The sequence below is a fragment of the Streptomyces sp. P5F9 genome (assembly GCF_057961495.1).
The window spans coordinates 1-15424 of sequence record NZ_JBXVPZ010000226.1 but is presented as its reverse complement, the minus strand read 5'-3'; the positions used below and the strand labels follow the sequence as shown (position 1 = coordinate 15424).

Here is a 15424-nt window from a genome sequence, read left to right as displayed (position 1 = left end):
CCTGAGCGCCGCCCCGCTCCTGGCGGCGCCCGTGAGCGGCGCGAACGCCGCCCGGGACAGGGCGGTCGCCGCCAGGAGCGGGGCGGCGCTCAGGGACCCGGCGGGAGTCTCCGAGGGCGGGGCGGCATCCCGCGACCGAATGGGAGCCCCCGCGGAAGGGCTCACTTCCAGGGACCGGACCGGCGCCGCCGGGAACCAGGCGACACGCAAGGACGGCACGGGAACCTCCGGCACCGAACCCGAACCGACACCCCGGAACCGGACAGACATCCCCGCGCACGGGCCCGTCCCCACGAGCGGGGCAGGAACCCCGGGCGGCGGCTCCGCGCCCGAGGACCACACGGGAACCTCCATGGGCGCCGCCGCCTCCAAGGACCGGTCCGCGTCCCCGGGCGGGCTGACCGGCGCGTCCTGGGCGGCCCTCAAGGAGCGGGCAAGCTCACCCTGGGGCGCGCTGACGCCCCGGAACCGGGCGGACTCCTCCTGGGGCGGCCCCACGCTCAAAGACCGGGCCGCGGTCGCCCCGGGTTCCTCGACCGTGCCCAGGCCCCGCTCCACCGCCCCCCTCGGCGGCCCCGTCGACCAGGCGCGCCTCAGCACCGCGCTGACCCGGTTGGCGAGCACGCCGGTCGAACGACTCCTGTCCCGGCCCGAGTTGGCGGCCGGACAGGCGCTCGCGGCCCGCGGAGTGCCCGCCCGCACCATTGACGGGTTCCTGCGCCCCCTCCTCGCCGCGCTGCTGTGCGACCCGGAGTTGACGACCTCCAGCCGGTGCGCCGACCTCGCGCTGCGGGCCTTCGCGGGTGGACGGCTGTGCGTGCCGGAGGGCGGCGCGGAGATGCTGCCCGAGGTGCTCGCCGCCGCACTGCCGCCGGGCACCGTGCACACCGGCGTGCGCGTGACGGCCGTATCGACGACGTCGGTGACCACGGCCGAGCACGGCGAGATCCGCTGCCGGGCGGTCCTGGTCGCGACGGACGCGCGCGCGGCGGCCGAACTCCTGCCCGGCCTGCGCGTACCGGACTTCCACCCGGTGACGGTGGTCCACCACACGACCGACGACCCGCCCACGACCGGGGCCGCCCTCCTCCTGGACTCCGACCGCGGCGGCCCGGTCGCCCACACGTCGATCGTCAGCGAGGTCGACCCGAGCCGGGCCCCGGCCGGCCGCGCACTCGTCTCCTCAACGGTCCTGGGCCCTCCCCCACCGGACGTCGAGACCGCCGTACGCATGCATCTGTCCCGCCTCTACGGCACCTCGACCACCCGTTGGGAAACCCTCGCCGTGCACCACACCCCCACGGCCGTGCCCGTCATGCGACCGCCGCACGATCTACGGCGCCCCGTACGCCTGTTGGCCGGCCTGTACGTGTGCGGCGACCACCGGGACACGAGCACGGTCCAGGGTGCCCTGCACTCCGGCCACCGGGCTTCGTCGGCGATCCTGACGGACCTGGGCGCGGCGAACCCGATGCACAGGGCAGACCCCTTGCCGACGACACAGGCCGCCTGAGCGGGGTCGGGGAGTTGAGGGCAGTCTCCGCCGAACCCTTCGGACACACTGGCCACGGCCTTCAAGGGCGCGCTGTACCGTCCGGTTCGGCGGGCTCGGGCGCTATCAGGTCGAGCAGGCCCTTGGTGCCGCCTCGGGAGAGCGCGGCCCGCTGCCTGGTGGCCCCTGTGCCCCCGTCGACAAGCCGTCGCACACCGGCTGTCACCCGGTCGACGTCACCGAGTTCCTTGAGGGCGGGCGTGATGTGGGCCAGCAGCGCGCCGACCACGTCGGCGGCAGGCGAAGGTCTGTCCGTGCGCGGGTCGACCAGGTCGGCGCTCAGTCCGCGACGAGCGGCGTGCCAGCCCGCTGCCTGAAGGATGCCCGGCGACGGATTCAGGGGGCGGGCGCCCCGACGGCCCTCGCGCAGAGCGGTCACCACCAGTCCGCGGGCGATCCCGGCGATGGTGACGGCGCTCTCGACGTCCAGTTGGACGTCGGGCGCCCGGACCTCCAGCGTCGGATACGCGTCGGACAGCCGGGCGTGCCAGTAGAGCTGGTGCCGGTCGGCTATCACACCGGTATCCAGCAGAGCGGCCACCTGCTGTTCGTAGTGGGCGGCGCCGGAGAAGAACGGGGGAGGGCCGCTGACCGGCCAGCGACCGAAAACCACTGTGCGCCAGCTGGCGAACCCGGTGTCGCGCCCGTTCCAGAACGGGGAGTTGGCGCCCAGCGCCACCAGTACCGGCAGCCACGGGCGCAGCCGGCCGAGCGCGGCGGCGCCGGCCTGGCGGTCCGGGACGGCGACGTGCACGTGCGTGCCGCAGATCAGCTGCTCGTCCACCAGTTGCGTCGCGGCCGCGCGCATCTCCCGGTAGCGCGGCGTACCGGTGACCGGCACTCTCGTCTCCCCCATCAGGGGTGCGCCGCCGGTTGAGGCCAGTCGGCAGTCCACACGGTGTGCCGTCGCGCTCAGCGAGCGCCGGAACCGGCTGAGGTGCAGGGCGACCTCGTCGAGGTCGGAGCAGACCGGGGTCGCCACCTCCACCATGGCCTGCAGAAGTTCGGTCTCGACTTCCTCCTGCTTGAGTCCGGGCTCTCGCCGCGCCGCCCTCCGGAGCCGGCCGACGCGTGACGCCGGCAGCGCGGTCCGGCTGTCGAGCAGCAAGAACTCTTCCTCCACCCCCAGCGTCACGCCTGTCGTCATGGTCACCGGCTACCCCGGATCGGCCTGGCCACAGATGCCGGGGAGCCGCCCGCGTCCTCGTCCACGCGGTCATCCCTCGGCCTGCTGCTGAGTGAGGCTGCACGCGTACGGGAGCCAGTCCGCGATCGTCACGGCGCTCAGCGCACCGGCTGCCAGTCGGGTGGCGCGGGGTGCCGCGGCGTATCCGCAGAACAGGGCGCCGGCGACCCAGGCGGACATGCGGAACGGGCAGGGTGGGCGGCAGTCGGTGCCGAGGCGGGCCCCAACGGCTTCCGGGTCCAGGGCGTTTGTCCGAGCGCCCAGGGGTACCCGGGGGGACGAAAAGTGCACCGTTGCGAACGTTGCCGTCGTTGCCACCGAGTAGACGGTCCGGGGTCGGCAGGTGCGTCGGACTGGAGTGAGGAGTTTCCTATGGGGACGGCTCAGGGCGAGCGGGCTGCCGCGGCACAGTTGCCGGAGGGGGACATCGTGGCCCTGCTCCTCGAACAGCACGCCAGGACAAGGGAGTTGTTCACGGAAGTCAGGAACAGCCAGGGCAAGACCCGGAAGGCGGCGTTCGACGGTTTGCGCGCGCTGCTGGCCGTTCACGAGGCCGCCGAGGAGCTGGTCGTCCGCCCGGTGGCGAAGAAGACGGCGGGCGACGAGGAAGCCGAGGCCCGTAACCACGAGGAGGCCGAGGCCGCCAAGGTCCTCAAGCAACTGGAGGGCATGGACGTGTCCAGCCCGGACTTCGAGCGCCTCGTCGCCGAGTTTGAGCAGGCCGTCAGTGAGCACGCGGACCACGAGGAGGCCGAGGAGTTCCCGGCGCTTGTGGCCCAGTGCAGCCTGGAACAGAGGCGCGGCATGGGGCAGCGTCTGTCGAGGGTGGAGCATCTCGCCCCGACCCACCCGCACCCCGGCGCCGCGGGCAAGCCGGCCATGCTCGCTCTGACCGGGCCCTTCGCCGCCATGACGGACAAGGCGCGTGACGCGATGCGCTCCTGAACCCCGCCCGGGGACTTCCCTGCGCGCCTGAATCCCGCCCGCGGACTTCCCTGCGGACGACCGCGTACCACCTGCGGGGGGTGACTCTCGACACCCGAACAGCAGGAGGTGGACCGTGGCACCGGACGACTACGACGCGACCCCGTATCTACCGCCCCGGGGCGGTCTGCCCGCGCACCGGCGGGCCGCCGCCGCATGCCATGGCTGCCCGCTGTACCGCGACGCGACGCAGACCGTCTTCGGCGCCGGCGCGGCCACCGCGCGCCTGATGCTGGTCGGCGAGCAGCCCGGCGATCAAGAAGACCGGGCCGGCCGGCCCTTCGTCGGCCCGGCCGGCCATCTGCTGCACAAGGCGCTGGCCGAGGCGGGACTCGGGGACGAGAAGACGTACGTCACCAATGCGGTCAAGCACTTCAAATTCACCCCCGCCGAACGAGGCAAGCGTCGCATCCACAAGCCACCGAGCCTGCGCGAGGCAGCGGCCTGCCGCCCCTGGCTGGCCGCCGAACTACGGCTCGTCCACCCCGACTTGGTGGTGGCGCTGGGCGCCACGGCGGGCCGCGCGCTCCTCGGCCCGTCCTTCCGGGTGACCAGGGACCGCGGCGCGGTGCTGTCGCTGCCCGACGTGGAAGGCGACGCGGCACCTGCCGCCGGTGGCGTCGTGGCGACCGTCCACCCGTCCGCCGTCCTGCGGGCCACCGATCGAGAGGCGGCGTACGCCGGTCTGGTCGCGGACTTGCGCGTTGCTGCGGATGCCCTCGCCGCATAAGGCCCCCTAGCGAGGCCCCGCCGCCCGGTCCCGCGCACCCCGAATGCGCGACGACAAGGATGACAAGGCGGCGCGGGACGTCGTCCGCGAGCATCCCTCCGCGTTCACGGCCCCATGCCCATGAAAGACGGCAGGCCCGCTAGCACGCGGTCCGGTGTGAGGGGCAGTTCGCGGTAGCGGACGCCGGTGGCGTGGTGGACCGCGTTGCCGATGGCCGCCGCCGTTCCGACGATCCCGATCTCGCCGATGCCCTTGCTGCCCATCGGGTTGAGGTGGAGGTCGTCCTCGTCGATCCAGTGCGCCTCGACGGCGGGTACGTCGGCGTGCACGGGGACGTGGTAGGCGGCCAGGTCCGCCTCGGTGAAGTCGCCGAACGCGGCGTCCATGGTGCTGCCCTCGGTGAGGGCCATGCCCAGGCCCATCGTCATTCCGCCGATGAACTGGGAGCGTGCGGTACGGGCGTTGAGGATGTGCCCGGCCGCGTACACCCCCAGCAGGCGGCGGACGCGGATCTCGCCGGTGACCGTGTCGACGGCGACCTCGGCGAAGTGGGCGCCGAAGGCGTGCCGCGCGTAGTCGCTGTCGGCGTCCGCGCTCCCTGCCGTGTCGGCGCTCGCGATGAGCCCCGGCCCGGGCGGCGGCGGCCCCGTGTGCTCCGCGAGGCCGGCGCGCAGCCGCGTGCAGGCCTCGTGCACCGCCCAGCCCCAGGAGGCGGTGCCGGAGGAACCTCCGGCCAGGGAGGCGGACGGCAGGTCACTGTTGCCGATCTCGGTACGGACCCGGTCCAGCGGGACGCCGAGGGCGTCGGCGGCGACCTGGGCGAGGACGGTACGGGCACCGGTGCCGATGTCGGTCGCGTTGACCCGTACCGTGAAGCTCCCGTCCGGCAGCGCCTGCGCGGTGGCGGTGGAGGGCTGGATCAGCACGGGGTACACGGCGGCGGCCACCCCTTGCCCCACGAGCAAGGGGCCGGCGGAACGCGGACCCGGGCGCGGGTCACGGTGCGCCCAGCCGAAGCGGCGGGCGCCCTCGCGCAGACACTCGACCAGGTGCCGGCTGCTGAAGGGTTTGCCGCTGTCCGGTTCGGTGCCGGGCTCGTTGGCGACGCGCAGCTCGACGGGGTCCATGCCGAGCGCGACCGCGAGTTCGTCCATGGCCGACTCCAGGGCGAACATGCCGGGTGCCTCGCCGGGCGCGCGCATCCAGGACGGGCTCGGCACATCCAGCGGTACGACACGGTGGGTCGTACGGCTGTGGGGTGAGGCGTACATGACGCGGGCGGGCACGGCGGCCTGCTCGACGAACTCCTTGAGACGGGACGTGTGCGTGGTGACCTCGTGCAGGAGGGCGCTGAGGGAGCCCTGCTCGTCGGCGCCGAGGCGGACCCGGTGCAGGGTGGGCGCGCGGTGCCCGACGAGGGCCGGCAGGGAGCGGCGGGGAAGGGCCACGGTGACGGGGCGTCCCGTCCGCCGGGCCGCCATCGCGGCGAGCACCACGTGCGGGCGGGCCGTCCCCTTGGACCCGAAGCCGCCGCCGACGTGTTCGGACACGACGGTGACCTGCTCCTCGGGAAGCTCGAACAGCGCGGCCAGCGCGGCTCGTACGGCCGTGGTTCCCTGGCTGGAGTCATACACGACGAGCCGGTTGCCGTCCCACTGGGCGGTGGCCGCGTGCGGCTCCATGGGGTGGTTGTGCAGGGGCGGCACACGGTAGGCGGCGTCGACGCGGACCGCGGCCGACGCGAACGCGTCCTCGGGGTCGCCCCGGTCCCGGTGCCCGGGATATCCGCCGTTGGCCTTCTCGGGGACGTACGCCCCCGGGTGGCTGTCCGTGAGCGTCACGTCATGGTCCTGCGCGTCGTACCCGACGCCTACGGCGCCGGCGCCGGCCCGGGCCGCTTCCAGCGTCTCGGCGACGACCAGGGCGACCGGCCAACCCCGGTGCGGCACACGGGAGTTCTGTAGGACGGCGAGCGTGGGATCGTCGGCGTCGGCGAGCCGGGGAGCGTTCTCGTGGGTGAGCACGGCGAGGACCCCGGGCAGTCGCAGCGCGTCGGTGGCGTCGATCGCGCGGACCGAACCGCAGGCGATCGAGGCGGTGACCGGCCAGGCGTGAACGCGTCCGGGGACATGGTGTTCGGCGGCGTAGCGGGCCGTGCCCGTGACCTTCTCGCGGCCTTCCCTGCGCTCGGCGGGCGCGCCCAGTGCGGTGTGCGTGTCGGCCATGGAGTCCTCCTCGTGGTGCCGGGGCGGAAGCCCTGTCAGGTGCTGGTCGTCGGCGGCGCCAGCCGGCTCAGCACGTCGAGGGCGAGGCCGCGGGCCAGGCGCACCTTGTAGGCGTTGTCGGACAGGGGCTGGGCGGCGGCGAGTTCCAGGTCCACGGCCCGCTCGAAGGCGGCGGCGGTGGGCGCGGCACCCAGCAGCGCCTCCTCCGTGCGCCGGGCGCGCCAGGGCCGGTGGGCGAGCGCCCCGAAGGCGACACCGACGTGCCGTACGACACCGCCGTCCACCCGCAGGACCGCCGCGACGGAGGCGAGGGCGAAGGCGTACGAGGCACGGTCGCGGGCCTTGCGGTAGAGGGACGGCAACCCGGCCGCCGCGGCCGGCAGCACTACGGCGGTGATGAGTTCGCCGGGGCGGATCTCGGTGTCGCGCTCCGGGTGGTCACCGGGCAGCCGGTGGAACTCGGCGGCGGGTACCGAACGTTCGCCGTCGGCTCCGTACAGCTCGACGTGCGCGTCGAGGGCGGCCAGCGCGACGGCCATGTCGGACGGATGGGTGGCGATGCAGTGCGGGGAATGCCCGAGGACAGCATGGTCGCGGTGGACGCCGTCCCGGGCACCGCAGCCGCTGCCCGGCTCACGCTTGTTGCACGGCTTGCCGGTGTCCTGGAAGTAGGGGCAGCGGGTTCGCTGGAGCAGGTTGCCGGCGGTGGTGGCGATGTTGCGCAGCTGCCCGGAGGCTCCGGCGAGGAGCGCCTGCGAGAGCACCGGGTAGCGGTCGCGGACCAACGGATGGGCCGCGAGGTCGCTGTTGCGGACGGTGCCCCCGATCCGCAGCGCGCCGTCGGGCAGTTCTTCCACCGCGTCCAGGGGCAGCCGGCTGACGTCGACGAGCGTGGCCGGCTGCTCCACGCCGAGCTTCATCAGGTCGACCAGGTTCGTGCCGCCGCCGAGATACCGGGCGCCGGGATGCGAGGCGTACGCGTCGGCCGCCTCCTCGACGCTGCCCGCGCGTACATAACCGAAAGGCTTCATGGGATCACGTCCTCGACGGCTGCCACGATGTTCGGGTAGGCGCCGCAACGGCAGAGGTTGCCGCTGAGCCGCTCACGGATCTCCGCCCGGTCCAGCGCGACGGGCGGCCCCGAGGGGGCGCCGGGGTCGGTGACGTGGGAGGGATGGCCGGCGGCGGCCTCGGCGAGGGCGCCGATGGCGCTGCAGATCTGCCCCGGGGTGCAGTAGCCGCACTGAAAGGCGTCGCGGTCCAGGAAGGCACGCTGGAGCGGATGGAGTTCCTCACCGTCCGCGCCGAGTCCCTCGACGCTCGTGATGTCGCCGCCGTCGAGCGCGACGGCGGGCAGCAGACAGGCGTTGGCCCGGCGGCCGTCGACCAGAACCGTGCAGGCACCGCACTGACCGTGGTCACAGCCCTTCTTGGCTCCGGTCAGCGAGAGGTCCTCGCGCAGTACGTCCAGGAGCACCGACCGGTGGTCGACGGTGAGCGTGTGCGGTTTGCCGTTCACCCGCAGAGTGATCTCCGAGTGGTGCCGGTCGGGTGAGCCGGTGGCGTGTGCGATGTCGGATTCCACGGAAGGCCTCCCGTGCGTACAGGCCGTCGGATGCCGGACGGGTATCCAGGCAGGCCTCGTCCACACGCCACGGGTACGCCGGCTTGCGCTGCCGCGTTCTTTCGGGGGCCCGGGGAACCGCGCGACTCCGACTTCTTTCAGGGGCGCGGGGAACTGCGCGGCCAGCCACAACGAGGCCGCGCAGGCCCCACGAACCGCGACCACCGCGGCGAAGGGCTACCCGAACGCGGCGACCTTGTCGCGATACCCCCGCACCGGCGCCGCGTCCTTGTACGGCTCAAGCCGCCGCTCGAAGTCCCGCACATACTCGACCGCCCGCACCGACCGCATCTCCACGGCCTGCCCGGCCGCCTCCGCCCCCAACGCACAGGCCTGATCGAGCTCACCGAGCCCGAGCCGGGCGGAGGCGAGAACGACCCGGCAGAACAGCCGGCTTCGGGCGAACGCGGGCGCCCGCAACTGCAGGGAACGTTCCGCGTGTTGGGCGGCCGCACGGAACTGCTGAAGGTCCCGATGCGCATGCCCGAACTCGTCGGCGAGCTGCGCCTCGTCGAAGAACCGCGCCCAGTACGGCACTTCGTCCCCGGCACGCGCGGTTTCGAGGGCGCGTTCGGCCCGCACGAGCGCCGAGGTGCACGCCCGCACCTCCCCGAGCACCCCGTGCGCCCGCGCCTCGACGGAGTGCAGCAGCGCCTGCACGACAGGGGGCGCGCTGGTCCCGACCCCCTGCTGCGCCACCCGCGCGAGCTGCACGGCCTCCCGCCCGTGCCCGAGGTAGACGGCCTGCCGGCTCATGGTCATGAGCACGTACGAGCCGTAGGCCCGGTCCCCGGCGGCCTGCGAGAGCCGGAGCGCCTGCACGAAGTACCGCTGGGCGAGCCCGTGCGCGGCGATGTCGTACGAGGTCCAGCCCGCGAGCCGGGTGAGGTCGGCCGCCGCGGCGAACAGGCGCCGCCCGGTCTGCTCGCCGTAGGTGCCGCGCAGCATCGGCTCGGTCTCGTGCTCCAGGTAGCGCACGAGGGCCTGCCGGGCGTGGCCGCCGCCGTAGGCGTTGTCGAGGGTGCGGAAGAGTTCGCCGACCGAGCGGAGGGCGGAGATGTCGCCGCCGGTGACCTTCTGGCCGGGCCCGCGCTCGGCGGCCTGGCCGCGCTGGCGGGGTACCGCGGGGCGGCCCTGCGGGGGCACGCGGTTGGCGGGTTCGGCGCGGCCGACCCGGTCGTCGGCGCGGCCGATGAGCCAGTCCCGGCTGGGCACCACGAGCCCGGCCGGGGTGAAGGCGATCTTGCGGAGCTCGGCGTGGCTGCCGGAGTCCTTGCGCCACAGCCCGCTGACGATGTCGACGGCCTCCTCGGGGGTCGCGGCGAATTCGAGCCCGGCGTACACCGGCGCGCAGGCGTCGAGCCCGAGGTCCTGGGCGGTGAGCCGGCGGCCGAGCCGGCGGGTGAAGACCTCGGCGATGAGGGCGGGCGTGGTGCCTCTGGGCTGCTGTCCGCGCAGCCACCGGGTGACGGATGTCTTGTCGTATCTGAGATCGAGTCCGTGCTCCAGACCGAGCTGGTCCACGCGACGGGCGAGACCTGCGTTGGAGAACCCCGCTTCTGCGATGAGCGCGGCGAGCTGACGGTTGGGAGTGCGCTGCGCGGGTCGTTCCGTCATCTGCGGTGCGGTCTCCTGCCTTTCGGGCCCCAGCAGAGGCCGATGCGGCCACTGCCTGCCCGGATTGCCTGTGAGCAGCCCTTTTGGCCTCGTGAACGGCGCGAATGTAGCGGAGCGTAAGTATCCCGTCGCACATTCCGACGTGCATTCATCCGATCGTGTGAGGATTGGTCGTAGGGCTGACGGCCCCGGCCGCCCGGAGTGCTGTCAGCGGTCGGTCGTACAGTGGCGTAGGCATGTTTCGTGCCTTACGACTCATAGGTGCTGCTGAGGAGGCGCTTGCCGTGGGTGAGTTGCGGTTCGTCCGGATGGGCTTCGGCGCGGACGCCGTCGAGTACCAGGAGGCGTGGGACGAGCAGCGCCGGGTGCACGCGGCCCGCTTCGCGGACGAGGTCCCCGACACCGTGCTGCTGCTGGAGCACCCGCCGGTCTACACGGCGGGCCGCCGCACGCAGGACAACGAGCGCCCGCTCGACGGCACCCCGGTCATCGACGTCGACCGCGGCGGCAAGATCACCTGGCACGGCCCGGGCCAGCTCGTCGGCTACCCGATCCAGAAACTGCCCCGCCCGGTGGACGTCGTCGCGCACGTACGCCGCCTGGAGGAGGCGCTGATCCGGGTCTGCGCGGAGTTCGGCGTGGAGACCAGCCGGGTCGAGGGCCGCAGCGGGGTCTGGGTCCTGGGCGACCCGGTCGAGCAGCGCCCGTCGATCGGCGGCCTGTCCCTCGACTTCGACCCCCGTCTGCACGACGAGGAGTTCGACCCCCGGATGAACGGCCCGGAGTACGCCCCCTCGAACGCCGGCCAGCGCCGTGAGGACCGCAAGATCGCCGCGATCGGCATCCGCGTCGCCAAGGGCGTCACGATGCACGGCTTCGCCCTGAACGTGAACCCGGACAACCGCTGGTTCGACCGCATCATCCCGTGCGGCATCCGCGACGCGGGGGTGGCCTCCCTGGCCGCCGAGCTGGGCCGGGACGTGACGATCGCCGAGGTGCTGCCGGTGGTCGAGCGGCACCTGAAGGACGTACTGGAGCACGCGGATCTCAAGCCCCGGGAGATCGAGAAAGCGACCGCCTGACCCGGGAATGCGACTTTCCGCTCTGCGGTTGGCCTCAAGGCGGGGGCCTGAAATCACGGGCGTACCCTGGTGTACGCCGAAGAATCGAAGCTACAGGGAGCCGATGTGTCCGCAGTCACCCCAGACGGACGCAAGATGCTGCGCCTGGAGGTCCGGAACGCCCAGACCCCCATCGAGCGCAAGCCCGAGTGGATCAAGACCCGGGCGAAAATGGGTCCCGAATACACGAAGATGCAGGCACTCGTGAAGAGCGAGGGTCTGCACACGGTCTGCCAGGAAGCCGGCTGCCCCAACATCTACGAGTGCTGGGAGGACCGCGAGGCGACCTTCCTCATCGGCGGCGACCAGTGCACGCGGCGCTGCGACTTCTGCCAGATCGACACCGGCAAGCCCGAGGCCCTGGACCGCGACGAACCGCGCCGGGTCGGCGAGTCCGTCGTCACCATGGACCTGAACTACGCCACGATCACCGGCGTCGCCCGCGACGACCTGGAGGACGGCGGCGCCTGGCTGTACGCCGAGACGGTCCGCCAGATCCACCAGCAGACGGAGTCCCGCGAGGCCGGCCGCACCAAGGTCGAGCTCCTCGCCCCCGACTTCAACGCGGTCCCGGAGCAGCTCGCCGAGGTCTTCTCCTCGCGCCCCGAGGTCTTCGCGCACAACGTCGAGACGGTCCCCCGCATCTTCAAGCGCATCCGCCCGGGCTTCCGCTACGACCGTTCGCTCAAGGTCATCACCGAGGCCCGCGACTACGGTCTGGTCACGAAGTCGAACCTGATCCTCGGCATGGGCGAGACCCGCGAGGAGGTCAGCGAGGCGCTGCGCCAACTGCACGAGGCGGGCTGCGAGTTGGTCACCATCACGCAGTACCTGCGGCCTTCCGTACGGCACCACCCCGTGGAGCGCTGGGTGAAGCCGCACGAGTTCGTGGAGCTGAAGGAGGAGGCCGACCAGATCGGCTTCTCCGGCGTCATGTCCGGCCCGCTGGTGCGCTCGTCGTACCGCGCCGGGCGCCTGTACCAGATGGCGGTAGAGAAGCGAGGCGCGTACGTGGCCTCGCAGGCGGTGTGACCCTGACCTGCCCCCACCCTGTGTGAATTCGCGCACAAGTGACTACCGGCCGGTAACACCCTTCGTAGACGCGGTCCTGACCGTCCTCCCAGTTGAGGGCGTTCATCAGGGCCGCGTCAGCGTTTCGGCCCAGCGCATCAAGGCTTCATTGGCGTTTGACCGGTCGGTCACGCCCTGGTAACACCAAACAGTGACACTGCATTCACAGCACGTAGACCTATACCCAGAGCCGTTCCGAGGGGGGACCTCCACGATGCAGGCCGCGCCCGTCCGTGCCACCGCCATCCCGTCCGTCACCGACGCCCTGCGCGCGGTCGAGTCGCTGCTGCTGAGCAGCGGCCAGCGCACCGCTCGCCGCAACGCGTGGACCTCCGTCCTGGAGGACCGCCGCCGCGCCAAGGACCGGGCCGAGACCCAGCTGGTCCTGGAGCAGTCCCTCACCGCGCGCTCCTGAATCCCCACGCTGCGGGCACCGCCGTCGTCGGCGCTCCCGCGGGCACGTAGACTTCCCCGCATGGCGAGGAAGGACACGACAGCGGAAAACGCTGCGAACCCCGGGCGACTCAAGCAGATCGCTCTGACCTACAAGATGACCCGCAAGGCCGACAAAACGATCGGTCTTGTACTCGCGGCTGTCGGAATCGTCACCTTCGGTGTCTTCCTCGCGATCGGCTTCTTGCTCGGGCACCCCATCTACCTTGGCATTCTCGGCCTCCTGCTCGCCTTCCTCGCGTCGGCGATCGTCTTCGGACGCCGGGCCGAGCGGGCGGCCTTCGGGCAGATGGAGGGCCAGCCGGGCGCGGCCGCGGCGGTACTGGACAACATCGGCCGGGGCTGGACGACGACTCCGGCGGTGGCGATGAACCGCAGCCAGGACGTGGTGCACCGCGCGGTCGGCAAGGCCGGCATCGTGCTGGTGGCCGAGGGCAACCCGAACCGGGTGAAGTCCCTGCTGGCCGCCGAGAAGAAGAAGATGAACCGCATCGTCGCGGACGTCCCGGTGCACGACGTGATGGTCGGCACGGGCGAGGGCCAGATCCCCCTGAAGAAGGTCCGCACGACGATGCTGAAGCTGCCGCGGGTCCTGACCGGCCCGCAGGTGACGGCGACCAACGACCGCCTGCGCGCGATGGGCGACCTGATGAGCAACATGCCGTTGCCCAAGGGCCCGATGCCGAAGGGCATGAAGCTCCCCAAGGGCGGCGGCAAGGCCCGCTGACACCCCCGCATTTCGACTCCTACGACGTTGGGGGCGCCCGGATCTGATCCGGGCGCCCCCAACGTCGTAGGCCGGCCACGGTCAGGCCAAGGTCCTGAACCCCCGGTCGTAATACACCATCGGGGACCCCTCCCCCAGTCGCACTCCCGTCACCCGGCCGATCAGGACCGTATGGTCCCCGGCCGGGTGACGTGCGTGTGCGGTGCAGTCCAGCTCGGACAGGGCGCGGTCGACGGTGGGCAGGCCGTCGGGGCTGGTGCGCAGGCCGCCGGAGGCGAACTTGTCGCTGCCCTTGGTCGCGAAGCGCACGGCGAGCGGGCGGTGAGCCGGGGCCAGCACGCTCACGGCGAAGCGGTCGCAGTGCCCGAACGACGGCGCCGAGTCGGCGGAGTTCGCCAGACAGACCAGAACCATCGGCGGCTCCAGCGAGACCGAGCAGAAGGAACTGGCCGTGAAACCGCGCGGGGTCCCGTCCTCGCAGCACGTGGTCACGACCACGACACCCGACGGGAACCGGGCCATCGCCGCCCGGAACTCCTCGGGCGCCACGGTCGCGCGTGCTGTCTCCAGTACTTCTACTTCCTGACGCTCCGGCATGACGGTGCACCACCTGTCGGGCCTCACGGAGGCCACCGCGGGTTCAGCAGCCTCGGGGCAGCCACGGACGCGGCTCACCGACAGTGATCGGGACCGCCACCCGGGTCCAGATCGACTATGCGGGCAGCGCCGGGGACCGGCAACCGGGGCGATGCTCGATCGGGCGACCGGTGACTGGGGCCCACCTTGCGCACAGCAGGCGGAACCCGCCCGGCACACGGCAGCCGGAGCCGGAGCCGGCGGGTCAGCGCGCGGCGGCCGGGCCCCGGTCAGCGCACCGCTCCCGCCCCCCGCTCCTCCCCCGACAACACCCACGCACCGTAAGCCGCGCCGGCCGTCTCGAAGGAGAGGGCGACGTGCGAGGCCGCGCTGTTCACGTCGCGCCAGAAACGCTGCACCGGGTCGGACGAGGACTGGCCGGATGTGCCGCCGGCGCGGAAGACGCGGTCCACCGCCGAGACCAGGAGTTCCACCGCCAGTGCCAGGTCCCGGGCGCCCCGGACCGCGACCTCACCGCCCGGTGGGCATTCCTGCGTGCCGTCGGCGATCGCCGCCGTACGCAGGATCAGGAGTTCGGCGGCGTCCACCTCGGCGGCCGAGCGGGCCAGCGCGACCTGGGTCGAGGGCTTCTCGGCCACGGCCTGCCCGCGGCGGTCGACGCGCGCACCGGTCCGCGCGATCCAGGCCCGCAGGGCACCCCGAGCCGCGCCGACCAGTGGGCCGGCGAAGGGCAGGGCGTTCACGGCGTGCATCGGGACGATGTGGCAGTGCGTGTTCGAAGCGGGCGCCCAGCCGGCATGGGCCGACGACCGTGTCAGAGTCCGGTGCTCGGGCACGAAGACGTCGGTCAGGAGCATGGTGTCGCTGCCGGTCCCGCGCATCCCCACGGTGAACCAGCTGTCCGCGATCGAGAAGTCGGCCCGCGGCACCGCGAAGAACCGCACCTGGGGCCGCGCCCCGGGAACCACCGGTCCCTCGGTGGGGACGGGCGCGCAGGCGAGCACCCAGTCGGCGAAGTGCACCCCGCTGGTGTACTTCCACTCACCGCTCAGCCGCCAACCGTCGGCCACCGGCTCGGCCCTGCCGGACGGCACGAGGGCGCTGGCCAGCAGTACGTCCGGTCCGTCCGCCCAGATCTCCGCCTGTCCCTCCTCCGGCAGGAACGCCGCGTTCCGCCCGGCGTAGGCGGTCAGCGAGGCGGCCCAGGCGGCCGATGTGCAGCCCTCCCCCACCAGGCCGACCGCGGAGGTCAGTTCGGTGAAACCGCCGGCTGCGCCGCCATGGGCCGGCGGTACGAAGTGGCGGGCGAACCCCGCGTCCCGTAGCGCCTCGATCACCTGCGGCGAGAGCCGCCGGGCGGTCTCCGCCTCCTCCGCACACCGGGCCGCGATCTCGGCGACCATCGGCGCCCGGGTCACGATCGTCGACTTGTCGCCTTCTGGCATCCTGCCCACCACTGCCCACCACTTCCGTCGGGAACGGTGCCAGTGTCACGGCCCAGGCCCGCCCGTTCCCGGACCCCGGGCCGTACCAGCCC

Annotated in this window: 15 protein-coding genes; 7 read left to right on the top strand and 8 right to left on the bottom strand. The window is 72.6% G+C overall.

The genetic code is table 11. From position 1 onward, the window contains the following. Positions 1 to 139 precede the first annotated feature (139 nt). Complete coding sequence (locus AC31A1_RS30130) at positions 140 to 1513, top strand: FAD-dependent oxidoreductase (RefSeq protein WP_489656354.1); 1374 nt, start codon at positions 140 to 142, stop codon at positions 1511 to 1513. A 61-nt stretch (positions 1514 to 1574) separates the two neighbouring features. Here AC31A1_RS30130 and AC31A1_RS30125 read toward each other — a convergent pair whose 3' ends face one another. Together AC31A1_RS30125 and AC31A1_RS30120 are read right to left on the bottom strand one after the other, a co-directional pair. After that, on the bottom strand, positions 1575 to 2699 hold the full coding sequence (locus tag AC31A1_RS30125) for a carboxylate-amine ligase (protein ID WP_489656353.1): 1125 nt from the start codon (positions 2697 to 2699) through the stop codon (positions 1575 to 1577). A 69-nt stretch (positions 2700 to 2768) separates the two neighbouring features. After that, positions 2769 to 2918 (bottom strand): DUF1360 domain-containing protein, encoded by a 150-nt coding sequence (locus AC31A1_RS30120; protein WP_489656352.1) that lies wholly within the window; start codon positions 2916 to 2918, stop codon positions 2769 to 2771. 192 nt (positions 2919 to 3110) lie between these two features. Here AC31A1_RS30120 and AC31A1_RS30115 point away from each other — a divergent pair, with 192 nt between their 5' ends. After that, on the top strand, positions 3111 to 3683 hold the full coding sequence (locus tag AC31A1_RS30115; protein ID WP_489656351.1) for a hemerythrin domain-containing protein: 573 nt from the start codon (positions 3111 to 3113) through the stop codon (positions 3681 to 3683). A 115-nt stretch (positions 3684 to 3798) separates the two neighbouring features. Beyond that, complete coding sequence (locus AC31A1_RS30110) at positions 3799 to 4452, top strand: UdgX family uracil-DNA binding protein (protein ID WP_489656350.1); 654 nt, start codon at positions 3799 to 3801, stop codon at positions 4450 to 4452. Positions 4453 to 4556: 104 nt separating this feature from the next. On the opposite strand, the gene AC31A1_RS30105 is transcribed toward AC31A1_RS30110, so the two are convergent. The 4 genes from AC31A1_RS30105 to AC31A1_RS30090 all read right to left on the bottom strand — a co-directional run bounded on the left by AC31A1_RS30105 (position 4557) and on the right by AC31A1_RS30090 (position 9918). Continuing rightward, positions 4557 to 6677: a xanthine dehydrogenase family protein molybdopterin-binding subunit gene (locus AC31A1_RS30105; protein WP_489656349.1), complete on the bottom strand. Its 2121-nt coding sequence runs from the start codon at positions 6675 to 6677 to the stop codon at positions 4557 to 4559. A gap of 35 nt (positions 6678 to 6712) precedes the next feature. Beyond that, positions 6713 to 7708, bottom strand: a complete 996-nt coding sequence (locus tag AC31A1_RS30100; RefSeq protein WP_489656348.1) for an FAD binding domain-containing protein — start codon at positions 7706 to 7708, stop codon at positions 6713 to 6715. Beyond that, complete coding sequence (locus tag AC31A1_RS30095; RefSeq protein ID WP_489656347.1) at positions 7705 to 8262, bottom strand: (2Fe-2S)-binding protein; 558 nt, start codon at positions 8260 to 8262, stop codon at positions 7705 to 7707. The genes AC31A1_RS30100 and AC31A1_RS30095 overlap by 4 nt, the downstream gene beginning before the upstream one ends. A 216-nt stretch (positions 8263 to 8478) precedes the next feature. Next, entirely contained in the window at positions 8479 to 9918 is a 1440-nt protein-coding gene (locus tag AC31A1_RS30090; RefSeq protein ID WP_366491316.1) for an NsdA family TPR-like regulatory protein, read from the bottom strand. 284 nt (positions 9919 to 10202) lie between these two features. Here AC31A1_RS30090 and lipB point away from each other — a divergent pair, with 284 nt between their 5' ends. The 4 genes from lipB to AC31A1_RS30070 all read left to right on the top strand — a co-directional run bounded on the left by lipB (position 10203) and on the right by AC31A1_RS30070 (position 13290). Further along, on the top strand, positions 10203 to 11000 hold the full coding sequence (lipB, locus tag AC31A1_RS30085; protein WP_489656346.1) for a lipoyl(octanoyl) transferase LipB: 798 nt from the start codon (positions 10203 to 10205) through the stop codon (positions 10998 to 11000). 105 nt (positions 11001 to 11105) lie between these two features. After that, positions 11106 to 12071, top strand: coding sequence for a lipoyl synthase (gene lipA, locus AC31A1_RS30080; protein ID WP_489656345.1), 966 nt, complete (start codon positions 11106 to 11108; stop codon positions 12069 to 12071). 253 nt (positions 12072 to 12324) lie between these two features. Beyond that, entirely contained in the window at positions 12325 to 12525 is a 201-nt protein-coding gene (locus AC31A1_RS30075; RefSeq protein ID WP_489656344.1) for an SCO2195 family GlnR-regulated protein, read from the top strand. Positions 12526 to 12585: 60 nt separating this feature from the next. Further along, positions 12586 to 13290: a DUF4191 domain-containing protein gene (locus tag AC31A1_RS30070; protein WP_033284191.1), complete on the top strand. Its 705-nt coding sequence runs from the start codon at positions 12586 to 12588 to the stop codon at positions 13288 to 13290. 81 nt (positions 13291 to 13371) lie between these two features. Here AC31A1_RS30070 and AC31A1_RS30065 read toward each other — a convergent pair whose 3' ends face one another. After that, complete coding sequence (locus tag AC31A1_RS30065) at positions 13372 to 13887, bottom strand: flavin reductase family protein (RefSeq protein ID WP_489656343.1); 516 nt, start codon at positions 13885 to 13887, stop codon at positions 13372 to 13374. 269 nt (positions 13888 to 14156) lie between these two features. Continuing rightward, a complete protein-coding gene (locus tag AC31A1_RS30060) occupies positions 14157 to 15332 on the bottom strand; it encodes an acyl-CoA dehydrogenase family protein (protein WP_489656342.1) in 1176 nt (391 codons plus the stop codon). Positions 15333 to 15424: the final 92 nt, after the last annotated feature.

Bases quoted from the DNA above. Each gene is read 5' to 3' on its own strand.
- AC31A1_RS30100 (WP_489656348.1), bottom strand. From the start codon at position 7,708: ATGAAGCCTTTCGGTTATGTACGCGCGGGCAGCGTCGAGGAGGCGGCC.
- AC31A1_RS30075 (WP_489656344.1), top strand. From the start codon at position 12,325: ATGCAGGCCGCGCCCGTCCGTGCCACCGCCATCCCGTCCGTCACCGAC.
- AC31A1_RS30130 (WP_489656354.1), top strand. From the start codon at position 140: ATGGGAGCCCCCGCGGAAGGGCTCACTTCCAGGGACCGGACCGGCGCC.
- AC31A1_RS30070 (WP_033284191.1), top strand. From the start codon at position 12,586: ATGGCGAGGAAGGACACGACAGCGGAAAACGCTGCGAACCCCGGGCGA.
- AC31A1_RS30090 (WP_366491316.1), bottom strand. From the start codon at position 9,918: ATGACGGAACGACCCGCGCAGCGCACTCCCAACCGTCAGCTCGCCGCG.
- AC31A1_RS30115 (WP_489656351.1), top strand. From the start codon at position 3,111: ATGGGGACGGCTCAGGGCGAGCGGGCTGCCGCGGCACAGTTGCCGGAG.
- AC31A1_RS30120 (WP_489656352.1), bottom strand. From the start codon at position 2,918: ATGTCCGCCTGGGTCGCCGGCGCCCTGTTCTGCGGATACGCCGCGGCA.
- AC31A1_RS30105 (WP_489656349.1), bottom strand. From the start codon at position 6,677: ATGGCCGACACGCACACCGCACTGGGCGCGCCCGCCGAGCGCAGGGAA.
- AC31A1_RS30125 (WP_489656353.1), bottom strand. From the start codon at position 2,699: ATGACGACAGGCGTGACGCTGGGGGTGGAGGAAGAGTTCTTGCTGCTC.
- AC31A1_RS30065 (WP_489656343.1), bottom strand. From the start codon at position 13,887: ATGCCGGAGCGTCAGGAAGTAGAAGTACTGGAGACAGCACGCGCGACC.
- AC31A1_RS30060 (WP_489656342.1), bottom strand. From the start codon at position 15,332: ATGCCAGAAGGCGACAAGTCGACGATCGTGACCCGGGCGCCGATGGTC.